At 42.0% G+C, this 26,640-nt stretch carries 23 protein-coding genes; 14 read left to right on the forward strand and 9 right to left on the reverse strand.

What is annotated here, in order from left to right; genetic code table 11:
• The first annotated feature begins 50 nt into the window (after positions 1-50).
• The gene (locus BGP78_RS18205) at positions 51-2,243 is read left to right on the forward strand and encodes a DUF6359 domain-containing protein (protein WP_119862715.1); all 2,193 of its coding nucleotides are present in this window, start codon (positions 51-53) and stop codon (positions 2,241-2,243) included.
• Between the two features lie 78 nt (positions 2,244-2,321).
• Here BGP78_RS18205 and BGP78_RS18210 read toward each other — a convergent pair whose 3' ends face one another.
• The gene (locus BGP78_RS18210; RefSeq protein ID WP_119862716.1) at positions 2,322-6,311 is read right to left on the reverse strand and encodes a rhombosortase-dependent M36 family metallopeptidase; all 3,990 of its coding nucleotides are present in this window, start codon (positions 6,309-6,311) and stop codon (positions 2,322-2,324) included.
• A 99-nt stretch (positions 6,312-6,410) separates the two neighbouring features.
• Here BGP78_RS18210 and BGP78_RS18215 point away from each other — a divergent pair, with 99 nt between their 5' ends.
• Positions 6,411-6,899 (forward strand): hypothetical protein, encoded by a 489-nt coding sequence (locus BGP78_RS18215; RefSeq protein ID WP_119862717.1) that lies wholly within the window; start codon positions 6,411-6,413, stop codon positions 6,897-6,899.
• 520 nt (positions 6,900-7,419) lie between these two features.
• A complete protein-coding gene (locus BGP78_RS18220; protein WP_119862718.1) occupies positions 7,420-7,650 on the forward strand; it encodes a hypothetical protein in 231 nt (76 codons plus the stop codon).
• 225 nt (positions 7,651-7,875) lie between these two features.
• Here the strand turns inward: BGP78_RS18220 and BGP78_RS18225 are convergent, their stop codons facing one another.
• The 4 genes from BGP78_RS18225 to BGP78_RS18240 all read right to left on the reverse strand — a co-directional run bounded on the left by BGP78_RS18225 (position 7,876) and on the right by BGP78_RS18240 (position 10,519).
• Positions 7,876-8,283, reverse strand: coding sequence for an MAPEG family protein (locus tag BGP78_RS18225; protein ID WP_119862719.1), 408 nt, complete (start codon positions 8,281-8,283; stop codon positions 7,876-7,878).
• 116 nt (positions 8,284-8,399) lie between these two features.
• On the reverse strand, positions 8,400-8,765 hold the full coding sequence (locus tag BGP78_RS18230; RefSeq protein ID WP_119862720.1) for a GFA family protein: 366 nt from the start codon (positions 8,763-8,765) through the stop codon (positions 8,400-8,402).
• 36 nt (positions 8,766-8,801) lie between these two features.
• Positions 8,802-9,701: an NAD(P)-dependent oxidoreductase gene (locus BGP78_RS18235; protein ID WP_119862721.1), complete on the reverse strand. Its 900-nt coding sequence runs from the start codon at positions 9,699-9,701 to the stop codon at positions 8,802-8,804.
• Positions 9,702-9,976: 275 nt separating this feature from the next.
• A complete protein-coding gene (locus tag BGP78_RS18240; RefSeq protein ID WP_119862722.1) occupies positions 9,977-10,519 on the reverse strand; it encodes a hypothetical protein in 543 nt (180 codons plus the stop codon).
• Between the two features lie 140 nt (positions 10,520-10,659).
• Between BGP78_RS18240 and BGP78_RS18245 the strand changes: the two genes are divergently transcribed.
• From BGP78_RS18245 to BGP78_RS18280, 8 genes are all read left to right on the forward strand, one after another.
• Entirely contained in the window at positions 10,660-11,148 is a 489-nt protein-coding gene (locus BGP78_RS18245) for a hypothetical protein (RefSeq protein WP_119862723.1), read from the forward strand.
• Between the two features lie 497 nt (positions 11,149-11,645).
• The gene (locus BGP78_RS18250) at positions 11,646-12,860 is read left to right on the forward strand and encodes a YncE family protein (RefSeq protein ID WP_119862724.1); all 1,215 of its coding nucleotides are present in this window, start codon (positions 11,646-11,648) and stop codon (positions 12,858-12,860) included.
• A 146-nt stretch (positions 12,861-13,006) separates the two neighbouring features.
• Positions 13,007-13,369, forward strand: a complete 363-nt coding sequence (locus BGP78_RS18255; RefSeq protein ID WP_119862725.1) for a hypothetical protein — start codon at positions 13,007-13,009, stop codon at positions 13,367-13,369.
• A 39-nt stretch (positions 13,370-13,408) separates the two neighbouring features.
• Positions 13,409-15,157 carry a hypothetical protein gene (locus BGP78_RS18260; RefSeq protein WP_119862726.1) on the forward strand — a complete coding sequence of 583 codons (1,749 nt, stop codon included), beginning with the start codon at positions 13,409-13,411 and terminating at the stop codon, positions 15,155-15,157.
• A gap of 246 nt (positions 15,158-15,403) precedes the next feature.
• A complete protein-coding gene (locus BGP78_RS18265; RefSeq protein WP_119862727.1) occupies positions 15,404-16,111 on the forward strand; it encodes a hypothetical protein in 708 nt (235 codons plus the stop codon).
• Complete coding sequence (locus BGP78_RS18270; RefSeq protein ID WP_119862728.1) at positions 16,108-16,830, forward strand: SDR family NAD(P)-dependent oxidoreductase; 723 nt, start codon at positions 16,108-16,110, stop codon at positions 16,828-16,830. The genes BGP78_RS18265 and BGP78_RS18270 overlap by 4 nt, the downstream gene beginning before the upstream one ends.
• Before the next feature lie 13 nt (positions 16,831-16,843).
• On the forward strand, positions 16,844-17,437 hold the full coding sequence (locus BGP78_RS18275) for a hypothetical protein (RefSeq protein ID WP_119862729.1): 594 nt from the start codon (positions 16,844-16,846) through the stop codon (positions 17,435-17,437).
• Between the two features lie 39 nt (positions 17,438-17,476).
• The gene (locus BGP78_RS18280) at positions 17,477-18,532 is read left to right on the forward strand and encodes a helix-turn-helix transcriptional regulator (RefSeq protein WP_182912324.1); all 1,056 of its coding nucleotides are present in this window, start codon (positions 17,477-17,479) and stop codon (positions 18,530-18,532) included.
• A gap of 96 nt (positions 18,533-18,628) precedes the next feature.
• On the opposite strand, the gene BGP78_RS18285 is transcribed toward BGP78_RS18280, so the two are convergent.
• Positions 18,629-19,315: a hypothetical protein gene (locus tag BGP78_RS18285; RefSeq protein ID WP_119862731.1), complete on the reverse strand. Its 687-nt coding sequence runs from the start codon at positions 19,313-19,315 to the stop codon at positions 18,629-18,631.
• A gap of 199 nt (positions 19,316-19,514) precedes the next feature.
• On the opposite strand from BGP78_RS18285, the gene BGP78_RS18290 reads away from it, so the two are divergent.
• The 3 genes from BGP78_RS18290 to BGP78_RS18300 all read left to right on the forward strand — a co-directional run bounded on the left by BGP78_RS18290 (position 19,515) and on the right by BGP78_RS18300 (position 21,530).
• Entirely contained in the window at positions 19,515-20,255 is a 741-nt protein-coding gene (locus tag BGP78_RS18290; protein WP_119862732.1) for a dienelactone hydrolase family protein, read from the forward strand.
• A 99-nt stretch (positions 20,256-20,354) separates the two neighbouring features.
• Entirely contained in the window at positions 20,355-20,852 is a 498-nt protein-coding gene (locus BGP78_RS18295) for a GNAT family N-acetyltransferase (RefSeq protein ID WP_119862733.1), read from the forward strand.
• 147 nt (positions 20,853-20,999) lie between these two features.
• Positions 21,000-21,530: a GNAT family N-acetyltransferase gene (locus BGP78_RS18300; RefSeq protein ID WP_182912325.1), complete on the forward strand. Its 531-nt coding sequence runs from the start codon at positions 21,000-21,002 to the stop codon at positions 21,528-21,530.
• Between the two features lie 56 nt (positions 21,531-21,586).
• Here BGP78_RS18300 and BGP78_RS18305 read toward each other — a convergent pair whose 3' ends face one another.
• The 3 genes from BGP78_RS18305 to BGP78_RS18315 are packed head-to-tail and all read right to left on the reverse strand — an operon-like array spanning position 21,587 to position 26,519.
• Positions 21,587-24,685 carry an efflux RND transporter permease subunit gene (locus BGP78_RS18305; RefSeq protein WP_119862735.1) on the reverse strand — a complete coding sequence of 1,033 codons (3,099 nt, stop codon included), beginning with the start codon at positions 24,683-24,685 and terminating at the stop codon, positions 21,587-21,589.
• Entirely contained in the window at positions 24,685-25,779 is a 1,095-nt protein-coding gene (locus BGP78_RS18310) for an efflux RND transporter periplasmic adaptor subunit (RefSeq protein ID WP_119862736.1), read from the reverse strand. Before BGP78_RS18310 ends, BGP78_RS18305 begins: the two co-directional genes overlap by 1 nt.
• Positions 25,780-25,793: 14 nt before the next feature.
• Entirely contained in the window at positions 25,794-26,519 is a 726-nt protein-coding gene (locus BGP78_RS18315) for a TetR/AcrR family transcriptional regulator (RefSeq protein ID WP_119862737.1), read from the reverse strand.
• Positions 26,520-26,640: the final 121 nt, after the last annotated feature.

A 26,640-nucleotide genomic window follows, 5' to 3' on the forward strand; every position in this document is an offset into this window, starting at 1 on the left:
TAACGAGCGTGAGCACTTTCATTACACATACACTCAACGGGAATTGAATCATGATCAGTATGAATAAAACAACGCTGGCAATGGTGCTTGGCGCAGGCTTATTTGCACAGGTAAATAGCGTGTCGGCCGCCGCTTACGACTGGAATAATGTCGCGCCAGTTAAAACGCCAGCAGCGAGTAATAACAATGGTAAAACAGTCTATTTTGATGTGTCGCATGGTGGCGTAGAGGGCAACGCAGACTGGGTTATTGACGGTGCATTTTCTGACTTTGCCGATGCGTTAGTACAACAAGGGTATACGGTAAAAGAGTATCGAGGCATTGATTTAAATAATGATGGCGCGATCCGCTTTTATGACGACCGAACTGGCAATGGTGCGCAAAACGAAGCCATTATTACGTATGATGCTATTAAAAGCTCTGATGTATTCGTATTGGCGGAAACCAATCGTCCTTTTACAATGGTAGAACAAGCAGCGCTAGAGCAATATATCGCCGCGGGTAAAGGTATATTTTTTGTCGCTGATCATTATGATGCAGACCGCAACCTAAACACATGGGATGCCACTGAAGTATTTAACGGTTATAACCGCTCTGACTTAAGCAAGTATAACTTAGGCGGAGAATATGGCGATTGGCGTAACCCAAAGTCAGAAAATGCGGGATGGTTAGTAGAGAATTTTGGTATTCGCTTTCGCTTTAACGGTGTTGATTATAAACAAGGTGTTAGTGGGGTTGAGTCAAGCGCTCAAACAGAAGGCATAACACAAGGCGTACAACCTATCTTAATGGCTGCTGGCGCGACGCTTGCGGTTGTGGATGCACAAAAAGCCAAGGGGTTAGTGTATTTCTCAGAGTCTGATAATCCAGTTAAATGGAAACACGCTAAAGATCAGGGGCTGTATTTTGGTGGCAAAGCGGAAGGGCCTTATGTGGCAATCGCTAAATCGGGTGCTGGTAAAGCAGCTTTTATTGGTGATTCATCACCGATTGAAGATGCTAGCCCTAAGTACCGTCGCCAAGATTCTGGCAGCACAAAGCGCACTTACCCAGGTTGGACCGATGCGGGCAATGCAGCCACGCTTGCGGTGAATATTATCGACTGGCTAGCTACGCCTGAAGGTTACCAATATTTTGATAACCAAAACGGTCATAACAGTGGTTTTGTAACGCCGACCCCAATGGCTGCGCAAGAAATGAGTGATCCGAATAATGGTCAGCCATGGGGGACGCCAGCGAGCGGGTTTAATCCATGGGATACAGACACATACAAAAACAATTCATTTAATGCGCCTTTTGGTGATACCAGCACGAACCCAGATCCAGACCCAGACCCTGATCCAACACCGACACCTGGCGGCACACTATCGGTAACTGATGCGCTTGCTACAGCACAAGGGCAGCCGGTTGTTGTTATAGGTAAAGTTACGGCCGCGGTTAATGGTATTTATGGTTTGCAGTTAAATGATTTAACGACGCAATCAAACCATATATTTGTGAAGCTAGAAAGCGCGCAACGTGCCGACTTTAACCCGCAATTAAATCCCGCGATTTTAAACCAGAATATAATCGTGACGGGGACGCGTAATAGCTACATGGGCGAAGCGGGTATTCGATATGTCAGCGATATAAAAATTGCACCGACGGCTTTATCTGTTGAGCAAGCATTGGCGTCGTCGACGGGCGAGGTCATTGAAATAACAGGGCGTATTAAGTCTGCGTTAAATGGTATCTATGCCTTGGTACTTGAAGACAGTAACAACGCGAATTTTACCATTAATATTAAACTAGAAAGCAACCAGCGTAACGACTTTAGCCCACAGTTGAACCCTGAGTTACTGAATGCGACGTTAACTGTTAAAGGCGTACGTGACAGCTATATGAGTCAGCCTGGGGTACGCCAGGTATCGCAATTGAGCTTATCTGGTGGCAGTACAAATGAACCGTCCCCAACAACAGACTCTTCAGTGGCAGAAGTGCTCGCGTTAAGTAATGGTGAGCCTGTGACCGTCGTAGGGGTAATTACCCGTGCTGTAAATGGTAAATATGCGTTAGAGCTACGCGATGATAATAACACACAGGATACGGTGTATATTAAATTGGAGTCGTCGCAACGTAATATGTATAGCCCACAACTGAATTCTAATGTGATCGGTAAACGGTTACGTGTTGAAGGGATCAAAAATAACTATATGAGCCATGCTGGTGTGCGCAATGTCAGTCGTTTGACCTTGCTAGATTAATAAAGCGAAGCATGATAAAAAAAACAGAGCTAATAATTAGCTCTGTTTTTTTGTGAAAGATCAATAAATCACATACATTTATTTACGACGGCGGATCAAGCCTGCTGCTGCAAATAATAATGCGAACCACCCCATAGAACCAGAACTATTACTGCTTGAGTCAGGCAATGTTGGTGGCGTTACTACCGGTGTTTCATTGGTGACATTGACGGTGGTAGATGTTTTCACCTCAGTTGAGCCATCATTGACGGTTAACTCAAATTTTAACATGGTGTCTTCAGTAATACTTGGCGGAGTCACTGAGAGAGTCGCTGAGTCGCTGCTCGCGAGTGTCGCTTCTGGCCCTTCTATCTGCATCCAATGATATGTCAAAGTGTCATTATCTCGGTCTGTTACGGTTGCTGTAATTGTGGCTGTGTCAGTTTCATTGACATCGACTGATTCAGGAGTACTCACAATCGGCGCGACATTGTCACAGGCATTTTCATTCCCTGCAATGGTTGAATGAAATTGTGAAGAAGCGACGTTTTCAAAGCTCACTTGATCGATAAACCAACCAGTTTCTGCTGTGCCACCATCTGATGTAATACGGAATCTGAATTTTACCGTTTGGCCATTAAGGTGGTCGCCAAAGCTGACCTTTTCCATATTTCCACGCTGCTCTGCGGTGAAGTTAGAACCAGAAAAGACCGGGCGTTCTTGTAATGCTTGAGAGGGGTTCTCAATCAGTGCCTCGGTATTGTAGCCTGTAGTAAATGTACCACCGGCAATTTCTGAGGTGACATCAACCCAATTGCCATTATTAACGCTTATTTCTAGTACGCCACCATCCCAGTTCTCTTCTAAGATGAATAAGTGCCAAAAACTAATAGAGAAGTCATTGCCAAAGCCCACTTCGAAATTCTTTGTCTCTACTGCAACATCAGACTCAAAGCCATTGTTACGCAGGAACATGGTTTGCTCACCAAACTCAACCCCTTCATTGCCTGCTGCAAAGAAGGCGGTGTTGCTAGTATTAAAGTTTTGCGTGCCCTTAGCTAACTCACCGCCTGTCATAACATGTTCTTTAAAGTCGGCAAATAAGTTGTAGCCTTCCATGTCCACTAATGCAGAAGTACCTTGATGCGCTTTAACTTTAAAGTCGTAGTTTACTGTTGTTGAAATTTCCATGGTGGATTCGCCAACAACTTCTTCCCCTTCAAAAGTGACCCCAAAGGTGAGGTTGTCAGCGGTATCGGCCTCATTGAGTGTAACTTTCAGTGGCATACTTGTCATTGACGTAAACGGCGCGAGCGCGTCAAACGATATCACCCCGCCATTTTCAAGCGTCACATCGTGTCCACTGGTAACCACTACTTTAGCCTGAATATTACTGAGTTCAGTATCTCCGGCATTTTTTACCGAGACAGATAACGTGCCTGTTTCCCCTTTATCGAGGATGTCATCATTTGAGCAATACCCTAATTCAGCGCCATTGTAGTTGGTGTTGAGTGTGACTTTTTGCACTTGGAATGCCGATAGTGATGTTTTATTTGACTCTACAACGCCTGAATTATCGGCGCTGTCACGAGGTGGTGCTATTGCGCCAAGTCCTAGGCCTCTGTCAGCGAAAGCTTTCAGCGCCAAAGTGAAATCAGCCATGTCGGTGGCGTACATAGAAGCAAGGATCGCATCACGGGCTTCAACATAGGTTGGTGATATTGGTGTCGCTTTATAGCCTGAAATGAGGTAAGTCGCCATTCGATCTTGTGCTTCTTGGAAACCATGCTTGTTGATCAGACCAACGTAAATGTTCCAAAGCATGTTCGCCCAAACTTCGCCTGCCGCATGCGGCGAACCGCCATTTGTTGGTGGTAAGCCATCGACTTCTGCACCACTGGTAATATGTTTAAAAGTGAGTGGGTTAACAGACATATCTGTTGAGTAAGGCGCACGGCGGATCCCCGTAGTAAAGTTCTCAACAAATGTACCGGTAGCATAAGACAGCTGGAATTGATCATTGCCTGCAATCGCTAAATCAGATTCAAGGGCAATGAACATCAATGAGTGGAAGTCTCCCCAACCTTCACCCATGGCACGGCCTTGGAAGTTATTTAACCCTGAACTGTTACCAATAAGGCGGTTAGAGATATAGTGGCCCCATTCGTGTGCAACAATACCATTATCGAACGTTGAATCTTTAAGTGGGAAAGTGCTCATTAGATTGACGGTGACCATGTCACCATTAGCCATCAGGTCGTAGATTGTTTTACCATCTTGAAAGCTCAAACCCATTGATGGTACTGAGATTGTGTCGTCAGTGCCGCCCATTGGCGCTGGCGTACCATCATCAACATTGTTCACAATAATAACACCAATTGCGCCGCCTTCTTGTGCGTTTTTAGCTTTAACAGTGAAGGCGCAGCCACCACGGTCAATCAAAGCAATTTTTCCGGCTAATTCATCTGTATTCGTTGCGGCTTCACAGCCATCGGTTTCTGTGTCGGTGCCATCTTTAAGCCTTGCTGTGGTGCCTGACATATCATATTGCACAGGGCCAAATGACGCGACTCGTGATGATGCTAGTAAGCCGACTTGATCGTGTGAAGTCACAGTAACACCAAAATCCGTGCCGACTACAGCATCTTTACTGTTCCAGAGGTATTGCTGCATACGTGGGCTTCGACCATCTGCAGGGGTTGCCATATTGGCGTTGTTTAACCCTGAATAGTCTTGTGCTTGAACATGTAGTGGGTCATTCTCTTCACCTCCTCGGCCATAGTTTGTTTGCTGAGCATTACCGGATGCCTCATCAAAGCCATAGTCGTAAAAGAAATCATGTAGGAAGTTATTCATATAAAACAAGTTAACAATCGCCGCTTTGCGATTATTTAAGCTGGTGGGCGATTGGCTTGGTTCGTATGGGTAATCAAATATTTTGGCCGATGTGAGTTCAGCACTGAAATCACCTTCGGTAAAGCCATCAGGGGCAACGACATCCGCATAAGCAAATACATTGTTTCCTGATGTGATGTTTGCATCCTCTGCAAGCCATGCGTCCGCGGTGCTAATTTTTGAATAGTGTGACAAGGTAACAAGAGGTGCAACTTCAATCTCTGTTTTATCGGGGCCTGTGCCTATTTTCGGCAATACATCGCCATGAGGCCCTTCCATTGGATAGCCATCTTGGTTGGCATACACTCGATATGTATAGTGACTGTCGTGTGCAATTAAATTATTTTTGAATAGAACTTTGCCTGTGTCTACAGCGATGACAAACCCATAGGCTTGCGATTCAACACTATTTTTTGGTGCTACATCAACTTCGACGTAATGCGCCGCAATGAGCTCTTTACCGGTATCGAAGAATACTTTTTTTGCGCGAGGTGAAAAGGAATTGATTACACCTTCACTGTTTTTCGCAGTGAAAGAGGTAAATTGCCCCTGTGTTTTTTTGCCGGTTAAGGTTAGTTCTGTTTCATCGGCTCCGATGTTGCGAGCGGCAATGTTAATAGCTTTTTCAGGATCACCAAAATAAGTGAGTGCAGCATCAACGGTGTTAGCCACTTTAGTGTGTGATACAAAACCCGATGAGGCGACAAGGTTGTATTCTTTGTCAAGCATCACATTGTATTCGCGATTAAATACCTCAACACCACCAACAACCTGCTTGTATTTAGCAATTGCTGGCCCGCGTTTTGGTTGATGTAAACTGCTCAGCTCTGCACCGTTTAAAATAGCCGACTTGCTCGTTTTTAAACCAGTGAGTTGTTGCAGGTAGTAATCTGCGACAAATGCATTACGTTTTTCTATAGCAATGTGAGCGATGTTCGGGGTTACCAGTCCTTTACTGGCCCACAGAAAGGTTGCTTTACCTAATTCACTATCATAATGACTTGCCATACCTGAGCTGGTGGATTGTTTGGCAAGTGCTTGTTGTTGAGACTTAATTAAATCCAAATGGTTACTTTCATTTGTAAAATAAGCCAGCTCAGACAATGTGTTGCTTGGAAGTGCAGAAACCGTGGATGCACCTAATATCGCAGTTAAAGACGCTGCAATTATAGTTATTTTTGGTACATTTTTCATTCTTTCACCCTTGTGTTATTGTTATTAGACTGTATTAACATCTCTCTTTTTTAATAATAATTCAAAGTTTTTTTTACTTTTTAGTGGGATTTTTGGTCTATGCGTGTGCTTTTAGTTCGATTTTTATTCTTTTTGTTTTTTTTATCAGGGTGTTCTTTTGTTGCAGAAATTGATCGTAAGCAGAATGCGACAACAAGCCAGTATGAAACAAAAACAACGACTAACGCTCGGATCAGTAAAGCGGAGCCGGTTATATCTTTACCAAAGAAATATTTACAAATAACGGCTTTGGATAAGATTATATTAACGGCGGATACCGTGCATAAAGGTGACCAAGTAAAAAATGTAACAACTGGAAAAATAGGTATAGTAACGGGGGAAATTATTGTTGTTTTAAAGAAAAACCAGCGTGCACCGCAGCTGGCAGAGCTAAAAAAACACGAAAAATCAGACTTATTGATTAGCTATATTGTGGTGTCGTCTGATGTAGATTTACTTAGTAAACTTAAAGAATTGCAAGGCATCAATTCGATCCTATCTATCGAGCTTCAAGTAACCTACCCAGGCGCGTTTGTGGAGGCGTATTAACACATATTATATTCATTCGGGTTTAACTTTTACTCTACGGTTGTGCAAATGTTAGAGCGTTGCAATGTATAAGGCTTAGTTATTCTAGTTATGATGCTTTTTTCAGTATTACTTAATTGTGGCTCGCTTATTCATAATAAATACGCACTAATGTTTCGTCTACTTGTATCAGTAAGTCTAATTGGACTGCGCCTTTATGAGGTGTATTCTGTAATTTAATAGAAAGTAAGCTAGTATTTTTCCTCAAAATAAATATAGAGGTGTCGTGGCTTCCCTATCTTTTGATCCTCCCAGATATTGTAAGTTTGCTTTTATTACGTTGCTTTTTAAATAGTAAATACAGGCTTATCAATTAGATTTTGCGTAATTCTTTACGTTTTATGAATTGGTTCATTCTTTTAGTGCATGAATTGTTTTCAATATTTTTTACAAAATAGAAGTGTTAGGTTATCGCAGTTCTATTTTTGAACAGTTTACTTATGGTTTAACTAAGTAAATAAACAACATGAAAGGAATAACAATGAAAATGATTACTAAAAAACCATTAATGGCAGTTGCGATGATACTTTTATCTGTTAGTGCGACCTCTGCGATTGCGGCAGCGTGTAGTTCTAATTGTGCACAGTGGGCTGCACAAAAACGCAGTCAAATATGTGCCGCTCAAAATGGTGGCTCAGCCTGTGGTAGCAGCGTGCCTTTATACAATTATTTGTATCGTCAGTGCCAACAAGGTAATTGTAACGCGAGCTAAGACAGTATAGCTTTGTCTCGAAGTGAAGTAGGTAATGGTTTTTTAAAATACATTACCTATCTCAATCTATGTACTGAGCAAACTTGTTATAAAAGCTGAGCATCGTTTTAGAGTGCCCTTCTAAGGCAATTGGCACTGAAATGTAAGGGTTTTCTGAATGACCAGAGTATATCAATGACACGTATTTGGATACATCGTAGGTGCCTTTATTTTTAGAGTTTTAGGTTAAATCCAGCTGATTAATCCAGTAACTAGCATACCCAATAAACCAGCCAGTGACAGTGCAAACGAAATACTGCGTGCAAGGTGTACATTAAAATAGTAAAAACACATATGCGTTAGTCGTGCAAAACAATATATACCTGAGAAAATAGCCAACCAATCAGCATTAGCTTGAGAAAAAACAGCAAAAAGAAGCAGCAAAATGTAAATGCTAATACTCTCATTGGTATTGGCATGTGCTCTGACTGCTCGAAAAACAAAGCGAGTATGATCAGGCTCTACGGGATGCCCTGCTTGGTGCTTTTGTAAAAACAAAGCAATATCAGCAATAATAAGTTGCAGTAGAAAGAGCCCTGCGAGTATGCCGACTATAAAAATGGAAGTGTGATAATGCGTTAGAATGTCTATCATACCAACAATGTATCCTTTAGTTTTTTAGGTACATTAACTGAGTTACCTTGCGACTTCCAGTGTTCTGATAGTATGCTCTTGCTTGACAAGCAAGAGCAATATTTTGCGTGAGCCGGTTAATTTTCAATAAACTTCCATGTATCGGCCCCATCGAAATGGCGTATTTTGACGTCGTTGATTAGCTTCTTTGACACCATTTTAAAGTTTACCGCCATTCTTTGTGGGTTCCCTATTTTTGTTGGTGTGTAGTGAGTTGTGCAGCCGCACCGAGGGCAATGGTGAAACTCAATATATTTATCACCGTGGGAATACGAAGTTGTATTTTCAGCGACGGCTTTGACGGTAATATTACTCGGGTGGGTGTAGCCCCACAGCGCCCCTAGTTTATGGCAAATTGAACAATTACATGATGTAAGAGCGTTCACTGGTGCATCAAATATCACCGTAATATTGCCGCAATGGCATTGAGCGGTATAAGGCATGGTTGATAGTCCGTTAATGATTGTTTTTTCTTATTATTAAATGCGCCGTATCGTACTGATCAAATTGACTGGCGGCAATACTTCGGGCAGCTCGCTGTCGAGCATGTCTATTACGCTTTGATAGCCATATTTTGGCTGCCATTGTAAATCCTTCTGCGCTAAAGCTGAGTCATAAACACGGTCTAGTGTGTTAGGCAAAGGCCAATGCCGTTGTACAAATGCCTTTGCTAGATCAGGTGCCTTTTTTTGGAGCATATCACCCGCATTATGATAAAGCGCAATGCAGTCATCTCGATCAAAAGGTGTATGGCCAGAAATAATATAGGTTCTAAAACCTGTTAACCGAGCTGAGATTGCACATGCGTGGGCGTGTGCCACATCACGCACATCAATGCCGCGTGTTAAGCGATAAACACTCATGATGTTAGCAGGCTCGGGGAAGCACCTGGACATACGTAAGACGGTAATGGGTAGATTAAATAACTGAGAAAGACGCTTGAGCTTATTTTCAGCTTCAATTTTTGAGGTATGATAAATCGTTTTTGGTTGTGGTTGAGTGTGCTCATTTACCCAACCAGCCTGCCCTTGAGGGGTCGAGGCCAAGCCATACAGTGCTGTCGTGCTGGTAAACACGAAATGTTTAACATTTTGCTTTATGCCTTCTAATGCGAGTCGCTCAGTGGCATCGATATTGGTTTGAATAAACTCTTGTTCCGTCGCCAGATCAACGTGAGGAGCATGTAAAGCGGCGCTGTGAATAATGACGTCAACGCCTCGAAGGGCGTGTATTATTTTGGGGGTATCTCGAATGTCAGCCACCATGTCGACAGTAGAGCAAGGTGTTGTATCAAGCCCAAACACAGCGTGTTGTTGCATTAAATTGATATAAATGGCACGTCCAACACGCCCGGCAGAACCAGTGATCAGTATTTTCAATATCGCCTCTGTGTAATCAATTGAAAGGTTTTTGTTGCAGCTAAGAGCTATAACTTGGCCGTTTCTTTATTCGACTTAGGCTATTTTAATACTAGCCGGTACTTTTTCAAAACGGTTATGTGGAAGTGTAAATGCCAGTCGCTTTATTGTAATCAAAGTACATGTTTTAGCGCCGCAGCTTTGAAGTTTTATCTATACCAATTTTATAGAGTATAGGAATAACAAGTTTGAACTCGAAAAATCGTCGCTATAGTGCATGCTTTTTGTGTATCGGCCTAGTTGCCGTTTTCCAATCGCTTCATTTCATCAATGATCATGTCTAGCATCGCTTTTTTAATATCTGCTTGCTTGGTGAGTAACGCACTTTTTTGTTTCTCTAAATTTTGAATAACAGCTTCATTATTATTCTCTTGATATTCTTTTACGCCTCGGTGTGCAGTGAGGTTTATATGGTTATTGCGTCCTTCATTTTCAGGTTGAGTACTTTTTTGAATATGCATTTGCGTAGCAGGTGTCTGTGGATTTTGTTTTAACTGGGTGATTTGCTTATTCACTATGTCTATTTGTCTTTGTAAGTCCTCATTGACGACTTCTAAGTCTTCATAGTGACTTTTGAAGTTGGCATTACCCTCTTTGTAGTCTTCTGCCATTGAATCTAAGTATTTTGAAAATGTGTAGACTTGTTGCTCATCTTCGATATCTTGCGGGTCCTCATTGGCGGGGAGCTGTTCTTTTTGGGCGTGTTCAGGTCTACTTTCGAGCGAGTGACGTGTGATTCTTGATACGACAAATGTCTGCGGTAGTGCATCAGTTTTCATTTTTAATCCTTAAATATGAATGTATTTCTTAATCACTCATAGTATCGACTGATTTGTTTATTTCTGAAGGTATTTCCTGACTATAATTCGTAAATTAAGAGGGCTCGGCTACGCTTATAAATATAAAAAGGAGGTCTATTATGAAATGGTTTTTGGTCGTTTTGAGTTGTTTATGTGCGTGTGGAGTGTCAGCTAAATGTGACGATAAAGGATACCGAGAATTCGACTTTTGGTTGGGTGATTGGCAAGTATATACACCTGATGGTAAATTAGCAGGGCGTAATATTATCACTGTTGATTATAACCATTGCGTGATAAAAGAACGCTACACGAGTGTATCGGGTTATCAAGGTGAGAGCTTGGGTATTTATGATATTACGAGGAAGTTATGGCATCAAACTTGGGTAGATAACACAGGATTATTACTACAACTTGAAGGAAATTTACAAGGTAATGTGATGGTGCTGACGGGCTCCGATTTTGATAAGGCTGGCAATTATTTAGAAGAAAGGATCACTTGGACGCCTAATGCCGATGGCACTGTACGGCAAGTATGGAAAACGAAAGCGCTCGATCAAAAATGGCAGGTTATTTTTGACGGCTTATATGTTAAAAAGACAGAAAAGTGAAAGTAGTGTTCCGATAAAATCAGCTGCTAGCATTGGTTGATATGATGTTTTTTCACCTCGCGGTTGGCACGTTAGCACAGGTTAATACCCCTCAAGTTTTTTAATAATGCTGTTGCTCCAATACGTGTCGTCAACCCCCTTTACAGTGATTGACGTTAGAACCCTTCAATAATATAACGCAGGGCATATTACAGGCGCCATTAACATTCCGCTCGATCAAATCGCTCAGCATCAAGTGCAGTTGAATGCGATAAAAGAGTCAGCTTTGCTTGTTTATTATAGGCCTAGCCGTCGTTCGGCCATTTTGAAACGCAATTACAAAAGAGCGTTTTGATGTAAAGCACCTCAGCTGCGATATGAATGCATGGCTCGCGTTGGGCTGCCAGTCATAAAAATGAAGGTAAGTAACGTTTTAGGGCTTATTTAAGGGTTTTTTAGATTGCCATGAACTTTAAGTGTTTGTATTATAGGTGATTGTTTTTATTTTGATGAAATCTATGAGAAAGCTGTTACTGTCATCTTGGTTGGTGTATCTAACTGCCGGATATTGCCTTTTGCACCAAGGAGAGGGTAATACGGCGGCTGAAGCCAACACTCAATTAGCTAACAAATACATATCAGGGTTAATTTCTAACGACCAGCCCGGTATTTCAGGGTTAGACAATCCACGTCAATTGAGTATATCTGAGGATGGTAAGCGGGTATTTGTTGTAAGTGGTGATGACAATGCGCTTAGTATATTTGCTCGGAAAAAAGGTGGTCAACTTCAATTTAAACAGACATTTAAAAATATAGATAACCCCGAATTCAAATTGGAAGGAGCATCGGGTGTTATTGCTTTCAATAACGACGAGTTGCTTGTAACCACGAGTTTTTATGATGGTGCAGTGTCATTGTTTAAGAAGGTTGACTCGGGTGCATACCAGTTTGTCCATGCATTGAGTGATAATTTAACACCGCATAGAGTATTTAAAGACCCTAGCCCAATAGGTGAACTCGATAAGTTAAATGTGTTAGGTGCATGGGGGATGATAAAACTCGACCAACAACGTTTTGCGGTAGCAAGCTATCAAAGTGATGCGGTTAGCTTTTTCCAAATCAAGAATGAGCAACTGTTATTAGACAAAGCTGCTAATGACGCGGTAAAAGGGCATCGATTTTCACGCCCTGTTGCTATTCAGTCACTGGGTGATCAAGCTACGCTTGACGGGTTACTGGTATTAGGACACGAAGAGGCCATGCTGAGCGTTTTACATAGTGAACCCAGTCCGCGTTTCCGAATCGCTCAAGTACTCAATTTAAAACAGTATGGATGCATCAGTCCACAAGCCCTACATCGAGTCAATATTGCTAATCTTGTTTATGTTGCGTGTACCGGCAGTGACCATATTCTTGTTTTAAGTGATTTAGGCCGTGAAGCAGGCAACAAACGCCTTAAAGTGTTACAGGTATTACAAGCGCCAAGTTTAAAAGGGATCAGCAGCTTGGCATTTACGTCCGATGGTAAAAAGGGATACGGCGCAGCTGAAAGTGGCAGGGGGATTGTTGTTTTAAGTACAGGCCAAACAGGTCATTTAGAGGTCAATAAAACGGTGCTAAAAACAGCTCTGTTTGCCATCTCGTCGCTCACCTTGTTGAATACAAATACGTTAATTGTCACAGCCGCTTTGCAGGATTCGATAATCACCTTAGATGTATCATCTTTGAAATGACGAATGCTCAGCACTGTCTACTGAGTCTTTACGTAAGTGATTGTCACTTAAATTTCGTTTGCAATTTAGGCGCAAACAAATAAGCTATTAAATAACTAACAGCCCCTAATGAATATCAAAAAAAAATAACGAAAAGGAATTGTAATATGCTAAAAATTAAAGCAGCTTTAGAGAAGTTAGACGACGCTATGATTGATTTTTCTACCCTGTCTGTTGCGACTTATACCGGTGACCTTTCAGTGGTATTGAAAGCTGATGATGGCGCATCAATAAAGCTCAATGAATTAGACTTTAATGATGTGTTACAAAAAGCCATTTCAGGGGCATCAGCATCGACCGAAGGTAAGATTGAGCTAGTAGCACTTAACACGCATAAATTAGATGGTGATGGCATGGTCTTTCGCCAAAAGGACATCTCGCCTGAGCTTGAGACCGCTCATAACGCGGCGTTGAGTGCAGCGCGTGAAACCAGAGAAGGTCTGTTGGCGTTAGTAAAAGATGTATTTTAACCACACTTTGTTGGGTAACTGTTATAAAGCGTACTTAGGGTGAGCTTAGACACTGTACTTGAATGCTATCAGCTAGCAGAGTCTAAGATTGAGCAGACACTTAAGCACCATCTGTTACCAGATTTTGCAGCGAATGAGGTCGATAAAAATGTGGCACTGTTGCGTGGCCCCTTAGGGCAGACGTTATGTGATCGCCTCTATCGCATGCAATACCTATCAGCTGAGCAGCGTGAAAATTTTATCGACATTCAATCTGTGTTGCGAGCGCATACGTCGCCATGGTCGCATGAGGTAAGGCAGTGGTTATCAACTTTCTCAACGGCAATCAAAACGCTCCAGTCTGAAGCGGGTCTGCATTGTGATGCGTGGTTTGGTCATAAATCGTTTACAGTTCTACAGCAGGTGTATTCATTTGAAGCGCCCACCGAGTTAGAAGGTTGGTTTTCAAAGCCAGCGTGTAGCAAGTTTTTAAATCGCGCTATTTATGTTCGCTTACGTGCGTTAGGGCTTTTGCCCGGTAAAACACGGCGCTTTTTCACAGAGCCAGCGGCACATGAGCTACTTAACCAAGCTGTTGAAGCGGGCTTGAGGTATTGGCAACAGCTCTTGCATTATTGGGGAGCGCTTGATCCTAATGTCCGCGTAACAAAACTGAGTTTGCTCCAGTGGCTATTTGACACAGATGGCATTACTCGATTCATAAACGCTAAGGCTAAACAGTTCTTTGAACAACACAAACAGTTGACGCGCCCGATTGTGTGGAATAATGCCGATAATGACGTGTTTCCTGATGTGACGCCAACTGAATTACCGAGATTGAGCTTACGTGTGATCATGGCACAGGCGCGCATAGAGGCGTGGTTAAACGGCTTTGGCAGCAAACAAAGTGACTTTGCTAAAGGGGGAGATTTTCACCCTGGCGCGCCTATTGACGCCTATCGATATAGCGAATTTTTTAAACCAAGGTATAAAACCCGATATACCAGCGCTTTACCTCGATTACATCCTGAACTAAAACGTGTTATTCGTTTGTGGGATGACTTTGAAAGAGTGAAGCATGGCTCAGCTGACAAGCGACTTGTGCGAGAAACACATATCGCGCGGGCGATACAAAAAAAACAATTAACAGTAATCGGCATTGCGCTGAGAACGCTGCATTGTGTTTGTGAGCTTGATACTCTTCCCTCACAACAAACGCAGTTAACTCCCACGATTAACCAACACTACGCGGCGCTATCAAAAGATGAAAGAAACCCTGAATTGTGGCACAAGCAAAGTATCGGTGCTGCCTGCCTTGATGGTTTAAAGCGTGCTTTTAAATGGGTATATAAAACGGTTTCGCGCGTCTTTTGTGCAATATCTGGTTTTGTGCAACGTGTGATACGTGTTGTTAAATCTGTGGCAATCCAGGGGATGACATTGCTAAGCCAAGTATCGGATATTGTTGGGTCTGGCATTGAACTGCTGGTGAATAAAGTGTTTGTAGATAAGGACCATTTTAAAGTGGTCGGCGATCAAGACTTTGACTTAACTACCTTACATAGCGCGCAATGTAGCGAGTTGCAAATCCGTGAGGGAACTGTCGCGATGCTGCATCGCTCTATGTTATTTAAGATTGCATGTGGCATGTTCCGCATACTTTTATCCGTTTTCAAGGTAACAGCGGGTGTCGTCACAGGAAGGGCATGGGAAGTGATTGATGGCGTGCTACTGATGGCTAATTATTACCAGTCAATTAGTGAACAAGACAAAGCCAAATTTCAATTAGCGCTCGATGAGTATGCTTAAATCTGTTCGTTTGTTACCTGTTCCTAATGACCGTCTCGCTATTTACGCGTTTATCAAATAAGGGTGTCTGAATAGTCCTTTCTCATATTATTGATTTGATAGGTTGGGTTGCGTAGCTCGGTCGCTATTTTACTCCCCCATAGACTAGTTCAGCGATGATTTTTTAGACGTTGGCACATATATTCAATCATTACCTCGATGCTTTTATTATCGTAGGGCGATACATCAATTAATGTGATAGCCCTTATGAATAGTGATACAGCAATTAATTTTCAACAAGTGAAAGCGGTTGTAAAGAACAACAAGCACCAAAGTGACCGACCTGTTTTTGAGTATGATATGAACATAGCGTGCTTATCGCAGGGACAGCTTCATGCAACAAGACTGTGGCGAGGTACCGCGCAAACAATAGTCGCAAAAGAAGAAGTAACTTGGTGCCCAAACCAAGGGCTGTTATATGGCATGATGGCGCAGCCACACTTAAATGAAGAAGGTTCGCTCACCGTGGCAAATAACATGGCGACCTCGGTCTTGCAAAGTAAAAAATCGGCCCATAAAACAAAGCAAAAGTCACTGAAGTTTACGACGCGACCCTGTACTTTATTGAGTATACCATTTGAAATAGTCCATCATTGGTCGGCATTAAAACGGGGAGAAAAAGTATGTTTGGATTATATTGTACTTAAGGTACAAGCACATACAAAAGTCACGTTACAAAAAAGAGAGACCATCGACCATACAGTGGTTAGTGTGACACCGAACAACTGGTTTTGGCGAATGTTATTTGGGTCTACGGAGTATTATTATGATCGTAATACACTAAAACTGCGTAAAATCACTGGTTTATTAGAGCCGAGGGACCTAAACGTAAAAGGTAAATACATCGAATATTTGGGGCTTGCTCAATTTGAATCACCTGTTGATTACGGGCGTTTGAGGGAGTGCATAGTATGACAGAAACGGTGTTAATTACCGGAGGTACACGAGGGGTCGGAAAAGCATTGGTGGACCTGTATTTACGCCAAGGGTTTGATGTGGTCGCGACAGGGGCATCAGCGAACAGTGTTGAACGAGCGAAAGTGACTTGCCCCGATGCGCAGTGGTACAAATGTGATTTAACGCAGTTACAGGACATAAATCATTTGACCGAGCAGGTTGGCTCTCGTGCATTGACACTGGTTATTCATAATGCCGGTGTGCAGCAGAGCAGAGATTTTTTTCATCCTAAGAGTGAAGCATTGTCAATCGAAGATGAAACCACGATTAATTTTACCTCGGCCATTACGTTAACCAAGAAACTGTTTAGTAATATTGAGCAGCAATCAGGAACGTGGGTGTTTGTTACATCTGGACTTGGCATTGCACCAAAACAAAGTTCACCAGTTTATTGTGCAAATAAAGCAGGACTGAGGGCCTTTTGTAAGTCGTTAAATGGTCAAGTCAGGCGCCATGGGAGTCATGTGAAGGTGTGTGAAGCGATACTCCCCTTGGTTGATACCGATATGACACGAGGTCGAGGTACTGGAAAAATTTCAGCGATGCAGGCAGCAAAAGAGATTTATGACGGAGTAAATAACGCTAAGCAAGAAATACAGGTGGGTAAAGTACGTTTATTAATGAAAGCACGTGCTTTATTTCCTAACTTCATTGAAAACATCATGCTTAAATTATAGAAGGATATTGAGGATGGCCAAAATAACAGTGTCCAAACGTGTACTCAATTGGATCGCTCGTCACGGAAAACGACCAATGGCAATACCGGCTTTATCACTGCTGTCGGTGGGTGATTTTTTTATACCTGCTTTACCAACACAAACATCGGTGATGTTATTGGCGTGGTTACAGCCAAAAAAAGCTTGGCTTATTGCCTTCTTATTTGCCTTAGCTAGTGCGATTGGAACCAGCTTGTTAGTGGCTTTAGCACTGATGCTAGATAATTATCTCGTCAGTTTTGTGCCCAGCGAAGGCTCCAAGGGTTATGAACATTGGCAATGGCTGACAGGCTTAGTGCAAGAATATGGGTTAATTGCGTTGGCAACATTGTGCTTATTGCCAACGCCTCCACGTACATTGGTGGTATTAAGTATCTTATCCGGGCTGTCTATCAGTGCGGTGATTGCAATGGTTTTTATGGGTAAATTAGTGTGGTTTTTAGCGGTGGTTACGTTTGTTTGTATGGCACCGACATGGCTGAATAAGGTCCCATGGATAGGTCAATTTGTATCAAAACAGCGCCATCGTGCGTCAAGTGCGGTTACTACACGAAATATAAACACGTAAATTAGCATAATGACTATTTGTTTCAGGGAGAAAGTAGCAGTGCCAAATATAAAAGCGTCAACTATAAAAACGCAAGCACTACCAGAGTCGCCCGCATTTGCGAGCCGTATGATGTTGAATATTTTACGCTCAGGGCTTTCTACACTGGATTTAGATATGATTGCTGACGACACTAAAGAGGTATCTGCGCACATTCCGCTCACAACAAAACAAAATTGGGTGAATGATGTTGCCAAGCTGTACGATATTACAACACTATTACGACTCGGGGTGGGGGTCTCTGATTTTATTGGAACACCAATAGGCCGAGCACTATTAACCAATAGCTCAGTGCATACTTTGATAAAAAAATGGCAACGTTTAGAGCGCTATATTCATAGCCAACATTTCATTACTGCAGAGTTTACATCACGCTATGTGAAAGTCAGTCATTGCTCAAATACTGAACATCAGCCTACTGTAGAAGAAGATTTTGCTGTGTTGGGCGTCTTATGTGCGTTATTACAACACGTTTCAGGACAGCCCGTTTTATTATGTACATCTGCAAATAAGTGCTCTTGTGTGTTTGAACTGCCCTCGAATGTAATTTGCGCGCCATTTAAGGCCAAATCATATGAACAGATGAGTGCTCAACGTAATTGGTATATCCATTTTGAAACAAATGTCTCTGCTAAACAAAGTGATATGGCAGAAGGTAAAGGGCAATTTATAGATGACTTAAGAATTATGTCGCCGGCGCATATGACAGAGCCTAATTCAGCGATATTGACAAACTTAGCGCAAGTGATAATGTCGTTGGGATTGTTAGATATTGACTTACCAAAGGTTGCGCATTCATTGGCTCTGTCAGTCAGGACATTGCAGCGCCGACTCAGCCAATTGAATATGAAATTCTCCTCTGTTGTACAGGAAGTGCGAGTTAAGCATGCTGGCATATTATTATTGGAAGGACAGTTGGGGATCTCTGAGATTGGCTTTATATGTGGGTTTTCTGATCAAGCACATTTTTCGCGGGTGTTTAAAATGTGGACTGGGTTGTCTCCAAAGCAATATGGTGAGTTTAAAAAGCAAAAAAGCTCACAGCCAAGCTGTTAGAACTAAAGGTGTATCGTGAATCGTCTTATTGTTCTAAGTGCAAAAAGCGATGTGGGGGACGCGACCAGTAAAGTCGCGGTTCTTTAATTGTAATTATTACCATAGAATTGAATGAGTGGCGTGGTTGAGCAAGTTATAGTTATTGATTTTTCCCTCATATTCAAGATAAGCCATTTTACCTTCTAGCCCCTGTGGCGCTGGTGTGATGCCTTTGTAATACACCATTTTAGTGGCAGTTTTATTCAGGTGTACCTCTACTGTGCCCATAAAAAACCACATCCCGAATGATCCGGGTCCAATCTCAAAGACAAGTGTATCAGGTGTGTCTTTTATTAAAGCCACATTAAAGGGCGCGAGTTTTTTTGCTTTGAGAATAGGGCCATAGCAGGTGAGGGTTTTACCAGACTTTAAAGGGTCCAAGTGGGCGAGAATAAATTCACCAAACAGTGCAGGTAAACACATTTTGTCCTTTGGTTTTCGGCTTTCACGCCATGCGATTTTACCGTTACTGGAATGAGCGACGACCTCTTCATCATCAATTATAAGTTTACCAATTTGTGCAGGGTGACCTTGTGACACAGTGACAGTGACTTGGTTTGTTTGTACATCAATGTCAGCGCTATACAGGGTTGTGTTTTTTTGTTTTTGACTAAGGTGTACAGAATATATTTTACCTGTGTCAGTTAGCTTGTGACTCATGTGTATATCTGCTTGATCTACATCGGCAGCATTTACGGTAAAGTGTGCGCTAAAAAATAGGCTGGTGCATAATAATTTGTTCATTGTTTGACTTATTTGTGTGACTCGTTGGATCACTATGATGGCAAGGTGGTCGAGTGAAAGATTGAAAATATATGCCATAACATCAAGATAAAAACTAAATTGGCCACATTATGGTGCTTTGAAGGCAAGCGATGTTACTTTTTAGCACTAAATCTATTACCCTTATTGGTAACTTTCTCTATTAAAATTAATTTGCTCTATGATCATTAGTCATCAAACTCACGATATTACAACACCCACAGGCATTATGCGCACTTACCATTATTCCCCTGTTGAGGGTGGCAATTACCCATGTATCATTTTCTATTCAGAGATTTTTCAACAAACAGCCCCAATAGCACGCTCTGCAGCGATTTTGGCAAGTCATGGTTTTCACGTACTTGTGCCTGAAGTGTTTCATGAATTGAATCCAATTGGGACAGTACTTGCCTATGACGATGCAGGTAAAGACAAAGGCAATGAAGACAAATGGAGCAAGCAGTTAGAGCATCACGACAGTGATACGCAAGCATTACTTGAGTTTGCACAGCAGCTTAACGGGTGCAATGGTAATGTCGGCGCGATGGGGGTGTGTATTGGTGGACATTTAGCGTATAGAGCAGCCTTAAACCCTGCGATTAAAGCTGCGTTTTGTTTGTATGCAACCGATATTCATAGTGACTCGTTACCTGCGCAAATTGGTAATGGATCATTTGAAAGAATGAAAGACATACAAGGAGAAATCCATTTTGTATGGGGTAAGCAAGATCCACATGTACCTATGGAAGGGCGTTTGCGTATTTACACAGCCTGCCAACGTACAGGTATTAACTTCCATTGGCAGGAGGTAAATGCACAACATGCATTTATGCGTGATGAAGGTGACAGGTATGACGCAGCATTAGCTATTTCAATGTATCAGCAAGCAGTGGCGTTATTTGGTAGAACACTCGCTTCATAACATAGATATGAAGGTAAATGACTTATGTAATGTGGGTCATGCAAGAGGCTCACATTTTTTGATTACATATATAATGCGTTAGTGCAAAAGGAATTAAATGTGGGCAATATACGAGTGGCAACCTCGGAAGACTGTATTAATTTAGCTGCTTTGAGTGTGCTTGTATGGTTTGATACTTATGCGCTTGAGGGCGTTCGCTCTGAGTATTCGAAGTATGCATTATCAACATTTACTGAAGCATATTTTTTAGACTTGTTAGCACGGCCTAACTATCAGTGCCTTGTGTGTGAAAAAGGCACGACTCTACAAGGGTTTGTGTTGGTTAACTTAGAATCTCACTATGAAAGTGAGGCTAATGGCTATGAAGTTGAGAAGTTATATATCCATAGATTACATCAGGGCCAAGGTATAGGTAAAGCGCTGCTAAATGATGTTGCACACCGATTTGGTGATGTGTTTTGGTTATATACTTGGGAAGAAAATGATGCTAATTCATTTTATATACATATAGGGCTTTCGTTAATAGGGCAGTATCAGTTTACTTTTTCACAGAGTAAAATAGTGAATAATGTGTATGTTTCTTGTGCTAATAATTAATATGTTTTGTGGCCGTTTACTCAGCCATATCCATTGCAAATTAAATCTATGCATTGCGACTGTCGTCTAGAGCCTGAATATTTAGTTCATATGGCGTGGTCAGGATTCTACTGCCTTTTTAATATTACAGTGATAAGGATTATATTGATGAATGTAAAGATCAGGCCTTTTAAGAACAATGATAGTGAAGCTTTTTTCTCTTCAGTGACAGAATCTGTAGAACACCTTGGGACCTGGCTTCCCTGGTGCCATAAAGATTACAGTATCGAGGAAGCCCAAGAATGGGTGAGATATAGTATTGAACAATGGCAAAGCGGGGCTGAATATAATTTTGTCATTGAAGATCTTGATTCGCAAAAAATACTCGGTTCAGTGGCTATTAACCAAATGGTGCCAATGCATCGTTGTGGTAATTTAGGCTATTGGGTGAATCAATCTGTGTTGGGTCAAGGGGTGTGTGTCAAAGCAATTAAACAACTATTACATTATGCGTTTGCTGATCTTGGGCTGCAAAGAATCGAAATACATGTGCTTGAAGAGAACTATGCGAGCAATAGAGTGGCAGAAAAGTTAAACGCGACATTTGAAGGTGTACAAAGGCATAAGCTCTTTTTTAAAGATAGGCCTTATTCAGCAAAGTGTTATTCATTGATTCCTGCTGATATCGGTATTGAGTGATTTAAAAAAGGCGACAGGGTAATGTCGCCTTTTACTGTTAGTGACAAAGCATTAAATTACAAGGTATTAAGGACAGGATCAGCAGTAAGGTTTTGCTCTGCTTCGACTTCTCCTCGATGATCTTTTGCGATCAGTTCGTATAACAATGGCAAAATGATTAAAGTAAAAAATGTACCAATTACCATACCGGCGACCAAAATAATACCGATGCTATTTCGCGCTTCGGCACCTGCACCAGATACGAGCACTAAAGGGAAGTGACCCAATACAGTTGCACCCGTCGTCATCAGTATTGGACGTAATCTGGTGCTGGCGGCACCTTTAACGGCCTCTAATTTTGACTTACCTTCAAGCTGTAAATGGTTAGCAAACTCGACGATTAAAATGCCATTTTTAGCGATTAAACCGATGAGTGTGATCAGACCAATTTGGCTGTAAATATTGATGGTGGTTAATGCTAAAAATGGCAGCATTAATGCACCTGATAGTGCCAGCGGTGCACAGCCTAGTACGACCACTAAGGGGTCTCTAAAACTATTAAATTGAATAGTTAATACAAAATAGACAATGATCATTGAGACAAACAACACGCCTACCATGGTATTGCCTTCTTTACGAAGCTGGCGTGATTCACCTGCGTAATCAATAGAGTAGCCGGTTGGTAGTATGTCTGCTGCTATTTTTTCAACCGTTGCGAGCCCTTGCTCCTTGGTTATGTGAGGAAGCACGCCAGCAAAGATCCGAAACGATTCTTGTTGATTAAATGACCCTAAAACGCGTGGGCTGGTATATGTGTGTAAACTGGCAAAAGATGATACTGGAATAAGTTCACCATCTCCGGTACGAATTTTCATATCAAGGATGTTTTCAGGGTTATAGCGTTCGCTATCGCCCACAATGGGAATGACACGAAATGCTTTACCGTCTTTATTGAAATAATTAACAAAGTTATTCGACATTAAGACACTTAGCTGTTCATTTACGGATGCTAGGTTTAGTCCTAAATCAGCGACTAGTTCTTTGTCTACTTTGAGCTCTGCTTGCGGTAAGTCAATTTTCAAATCTGTGTTCACGAATAAGAAGTTACCACTGGCATTTGTCCTGGCTAATATTTCATCAGCATACTTTTTTAAAGTCTCAGGATCATCATTTGCACGTACAACCATTTCTACATCAAATTGCCCCGCTGTTGGCAGTGATGCAGGCAAAATTGGAAACAAACTCAGCCCTGTGACACTTCCTAAGCGCCCATATAAGTCAAAGAGTAAATCGTGTACAGAGTGCGAACGCTCTTCAAAGGGGGCAAGCTCTACACCACCAAATCCAGCAGCCGCGGTGATGATCTGCCAAGTAAACTGTGCTCCTTCCGTTGCATTCATTACCTCTGCAGTGTCGTTCATTTTATTTGAAGTATAGGCTTGAGATGACTCTGGGGGGGCTTCAACCACAACTTGCACCGTATTTTGATCTTCTATTGGGGCTAACTCTTGCTGTGACAACATATAAAATGGCACGCTTAGTAGTGACAATACAACAGCAATAAATATCAGCTGAGGGCGCATAGTGAACAGTGTGTCTAATAGCTTGAAATAACGTTTTTGTAGACGATCAAAATAGCCATTTACGGCTTGTGTTAACTTTCCTTCACGGCCTCCTTCAGGACTCACATAGGCACTCATGATTGGAGAGAGCGTCACTGCAACGATACCTGATATTAAAACAGCAATCGCTAACGTAAAAGCAAACTCTCTAAACAGAAACCCAGTTAGTCCTGTTAAAAAGCCGATTGGTGCATATACTGCTGCCAAAGTAAGCGTCATGGCAATCACCGGAACTAGCAATTGACGAGAGCTAATGAGTGCAGCTTGCAAGCGTGGTTTACCATCACGCATGTGACGTGCAACGTTTTCAACGACGACGATGGCATCGTCCACCACTAATCCGACTGACAATACAATCGCGAGAATAGTTAATAAGTTTAACGAAAAGCCCATTAGAGAGATCACTGCTACGGCACCAAGAATAGAAATAGGAATAGTGATTAACGGCACCAATGCGGTTCTAAAAGATCCCATCATAGCGACAACCACGATGCCTACCAGCAGCACAGTTTCAGCTAACGTAGTGAATATTTCTTTAATTGAATCGCGCATGTACAAGGTTCCATCATAGCCGATAGTGATTTGTATGCCGTGTGGAAGTTCTTGATTTAATTTGTCTAGTTTAGTGTAAAGTGCATCACCAATGTCAATTTCATTGGCGCCAGGCAATGGCCAGATCGCAAGGAATACGGTATCGGTAGCATCCAGCCGAGCGGTCACCATTCCCTCAGCTTCTCCAATTTCAATGTCAGCAACAGTGCCCAAACGTAGTTGACTACCGTTACTTTCCTTGATGACTAAATCTTCAAAATCAGACACCGTTTTTAATGTGGTATTCGCTAATAAATCGATACGTTGACGGTTATTTTCACTGTAGCCTAATGTGGCTATTGTATTATTACTTTGTAAGGCTGAAAAAATATCACTGGCACTTAAATCGTATATAGCCAGCTTGTCACTGTCGAGCCAAATTCGCATGGCAGGGTTACGCCCGCCTTCTAATGTGACTTTTTGTACCCCGTTGATATCGGTCAGGCCCGGTACTACGTTGCGCACCAAATAATCACTGACTTCCCCTCTAGGAAGTGTCTGTGACTCCACGTTCAAATAGAATACGGCGTAGGGGCTATCAGCGCGAATAATTTCTATGGCAGGGTCTTCTGCCCCTGTGGGGAGCTCAAACTTGATTTGACCGAGTCGTGTACTCATTTCAGCCAAAGCATCTGTGGTATTGTGATTAAGCTGCAACCATGCTGTCACTTTACTCAGCCCTGATGTAGTGACTGAATCAACATAGTCGACCCCAGGTACTGATGACACAACCCGTTCGATTGGCTCCGTGACATAGCCTTTCACGACATCGGCTGCTGCGCCGGTATAAACGGTATTAATGACTAAAGAGGCGCTTTCAATTTTTGGATATTGTTGTATCGAAATCTTATTTGCAGCATTGAGGCCTGCGAGTATTATCAAGAGTGATAATACGATGGAAAGGACCGGTCGCTGAACAAATATATCCATTATTGACGATTTGTTTTCATGCAATGCACTCATTACTCCTCCTCAAGCGTCAGGTTATCTGGTGTTTGAGTATAAACAAGCAGTTGATCTTTTAGTTTGAATGCGCCTTCTGTCGCAATAAACTCATCACCTTTTAGTCCATTCGTGATCAACTGCATGTCACCCTGACGCGCACCTAACTCCACTTGAATTGAACGAGCACGCCAATTGTTGCTGTCATCCTGGTCCAATGAAAAAACGAAAGCGCCAAGTTGGTTTCGAGCAATCGCATTGGTTGGTACTGCAAACATAGGGATACTTGGCGCCGATACTACGACAGAGACCATTTGATTGTGGTGCAATTGTAATTGGCTATTGTCTAGCTCTGCACGATAAGCAAGCTGGCGTGCAGCAATATCAATAGCGGAATTTTTTGCGATGATGGTCGCTGTTATGCGTTGGTTGCCTGCGATAAGATTCACAGAAACGTTGTCACCAACGGCTAATTGAGGCAGTGTTTGTGGTAGCTTAAAATCTACCCAAATTTTTTCATCTTGTGCAATTAAAGAAGTAAGTAGGGTATTTACATCAAGAAATTGGCCACTTTGATAGTTTGTAAGCCCTAACATACCAGAAAAGGGTGCTCTAATAATCTTCTTGTCTATTATCGCATTCAAGTTAGCGATTTGTGCTTTTGCTATGGCGACGTCAGCGTGTGCTTGATCAACTTGGTCTGGACTAACACGTTTTTGTGTGAGCAACTTAGACAAACGTGAAAAAGTAGATTCAGCCAACGTTAACTTGGCTTGTTCAGCCAGTAAATTGGCTTGCTCTATACGAGTATCTAACTCAAAGAGTACGTGGTTCTTTTCGACGAAATCGCCAGGTTGAAAATGCACTTTAACGATAAGTCCGGGATATTCGTTATGTATGTCAATGGCGCGCTTGGCTTGTAATTGACCAATGACTTTACTGGTCTCGCTATAATTGCGTTGTTCCACGTAACTTGATTTTACAGCAGCTGACGGTTCAGGAAATGACTCACCAAACGCGATTGCAGCTTGTATTTGATTGAACTTAATAAAGCCTAATGTAGAGATTATAATGACAATAATAAAAATAGAGATTATCCAGCGTTTAATATTCATGATTCGTCCATAAGTTAGCGTAGATTAATGTCGGTGAGAGTGTGTATAAGAGCTTTAACCGACTCTTCGGTAAGTGGTTTTTGCCATGGGTAACTATTTAGAAACCGTATAGAGCTGCGGATAATTGGATCACTTTCGATTAACGGGTCCATTAATGAATCAGTCCCTTCACCGATTTGTTTGATTTGCTTGACGCGCTGCACTTGGTCATAACCAACACACATTGCCCATGACCCCAAAATGATTTCTTCAATGGCATGAGATAAATTGAGCTCTCCGATTAATTCTCCTGAATTGATCCCTTCTGTTAATGCCAACTTAAAAGACTGTTCGCATGCATTGTTTGCAACAATCATTTTCTCTGTCCAGATGTTTGAAGCGCGGCTGATCACGGCTTCATTTACTGCGTATGAAAGAAGGTCATTATCGAAGACAAAATATTGTAATTTCCTTGGGGCAATGAGTGAAATAGCCAATACTTTTTCAGGGGTTGTAATCGGGAGTGCTAAAACTTGATCAAAGATTTTACTGACATGTAAAAACGAGCTATGCGCAAGCGCTAAAATAATGTCTTCTTTAGATTGCACATGTTTATAAACAGATCCCATTGAAAGGCCTGCTGTTCTTGCCACTTTTGCCATTGTAAAGTCCATTACAGACGATGTTTTGATACACTCTTCTGCCGCATCAAGGATCATTTCAAGTTGCTTTTGGTGACTGTATTTTGGAGCTGGCGCCATTTTTACCTCTATTCAAGTTTATCAATAACCACATTCGAATGATATTCGAATGTGGTTATTCTAAATTTTTACTCCCACTTGTCAAGCTTTCTTAATTGCACTTTAGCGGCTACTTTTAAGC

The sequence above is a fragment of the Pseudoalteromonas sp. MSK9-3 genome, assembly GCF_003590335.1.
In the GTDB taxonomy this organism is placed as follows: Bacteria; Pseudomonadota; Gammaproteobacteria; order Enterobacterales; family Alteromonadaceae; genus Pseudoalteromonas.

Bases quoted from the DNA above. Each gene is read 5' to 3' on its own strand.
- BGP78_RS18205 (WP_119862715.1), top strand. From the start codon at position 51: ATGATCAGTATGAATAAAACAACGCTGGCAATGGTGCTTGGCGCAGGC.
- BGP78_RS18210 (WP_119862716.1), bottom strand. From the start codon at position 6,311: ATGAAAAATGTACCAAAAATAACTATAATTGCAGCGTCTTTAACTGCG.
- BGP78_RS18215 (WP_119862717.1), top strand. From the start codon at position 6,411: ATGCGTGTGCTTTTAGTTCGATTTTTATTCTTTTTGTTTTTTTTATCA.
- BGP78_RS18220 (WP_119862718.1), top strand. From the start codon at position 7,420: ATGAAAATGATTACTAAAAAACCATTAATGGCAGTTGCGATGATACTT.
- BGP78_RS18225 (WP_119862719.1), bottom strand. From the start codon at position 8,283: ATGATAGACATTCTAACGCATTATCACACTTCCATTTTTATAGTCGGC.
- BGP78_RS18230 (WP_119862720.1), bottom strand. From the start codon at position 8,765: ATGCCTTATACCGCTCAATGCCATTGCGGCAATATTACGGTGATATTT.
- BGP78_RS18240 (WP_119862722.1), bottom strand. From the start codon at position 10,519: ATGAAAACTGATGCACTACCGCAGACATTTGTCGTATCAAGAATCACA.
- BGP78_RS18245 (WP_119862723.1), top strand. From the start codon at position 10,660: ATGAAATGGTTTTTGGTCGTTTTGAGTTGTTTATGTGCGTGTGGAGTG.
- BGP78_RS18250 (WP_119862724.1), top strand. From the start codon at position 11,646: ATGAGAAAGCTGTTACTGTCATCTTGGTTGGTGTATCTAACTGCCGGA.
- BGP78_RS18255 (WP_119862725.1), top strand. From the start codon at position 13,007: ATGCTAAAAATTAAAGCAGCTTTAGAGAAGTTAGACGACGCTATGATT.
- BGP78_RS18265 (WP_119862727.1), top strand. From the start codon at position 15,404: ATGAATAGTGATACAGCAATTAATTTTCAACAAGTGAAAGCGGTTGTA.
- BGP78_RS18270 (WP_119862728.1), top strand. From the start codon at position 16,108: ATGACAGAAACGGTGTTAATTACCGGAGGTACACGAGGGGTCGGAAAA.
- BGP78_RS18275 (WP_119862729.1), top strand. From the start codon at position 16,844: ATGGCCAAAATAACAGTGTCCAAACGTGTACTCAATTGGATCGCTCGT.
- BGP78_RS18285 (WP_119862731.1), bottom strand. From the start codon at position 19,315: ATGAACAAATTATTATGCACCAGCCTATTTTTTAGCGCACACTTTACC.
- BGP78_RS18290 (WP_119862732.1), top strand. From the start codon at position 19,515: ATGATCATTAGTCATCAAACTCACGATATTACAACACCCACAGGCATT.
- BGP78_RS18300 (WP_182912325.1), top strand. From the start codon at position 21,000: ATGAATGTAAAGATCAGGCCTTTTAAGAACAATGATAGTGAAGCTTTT.
- BGP78_RS18305 (WP_119862735.1), bottom strand. From the start codon at position 24,685: ATGAGTGCATTGCATGAAAACAAATCGTCAATAATGGATATATTTGTT.
- BGP78_RS18310 (WP_119862736.1), bottom strand. From the start codon at position 25,779: ATGAATATTAAACGCTGGATAATCTCTATTTTTATTATTGTCATTATA.
- BGP78_RS18315 (WP_119862737.1), bottom strand. From the start codon at position 26,519: ATGGCGCCAGCTCCAAAATACAGTCACCAAAAGCAACTTGAAATGATC.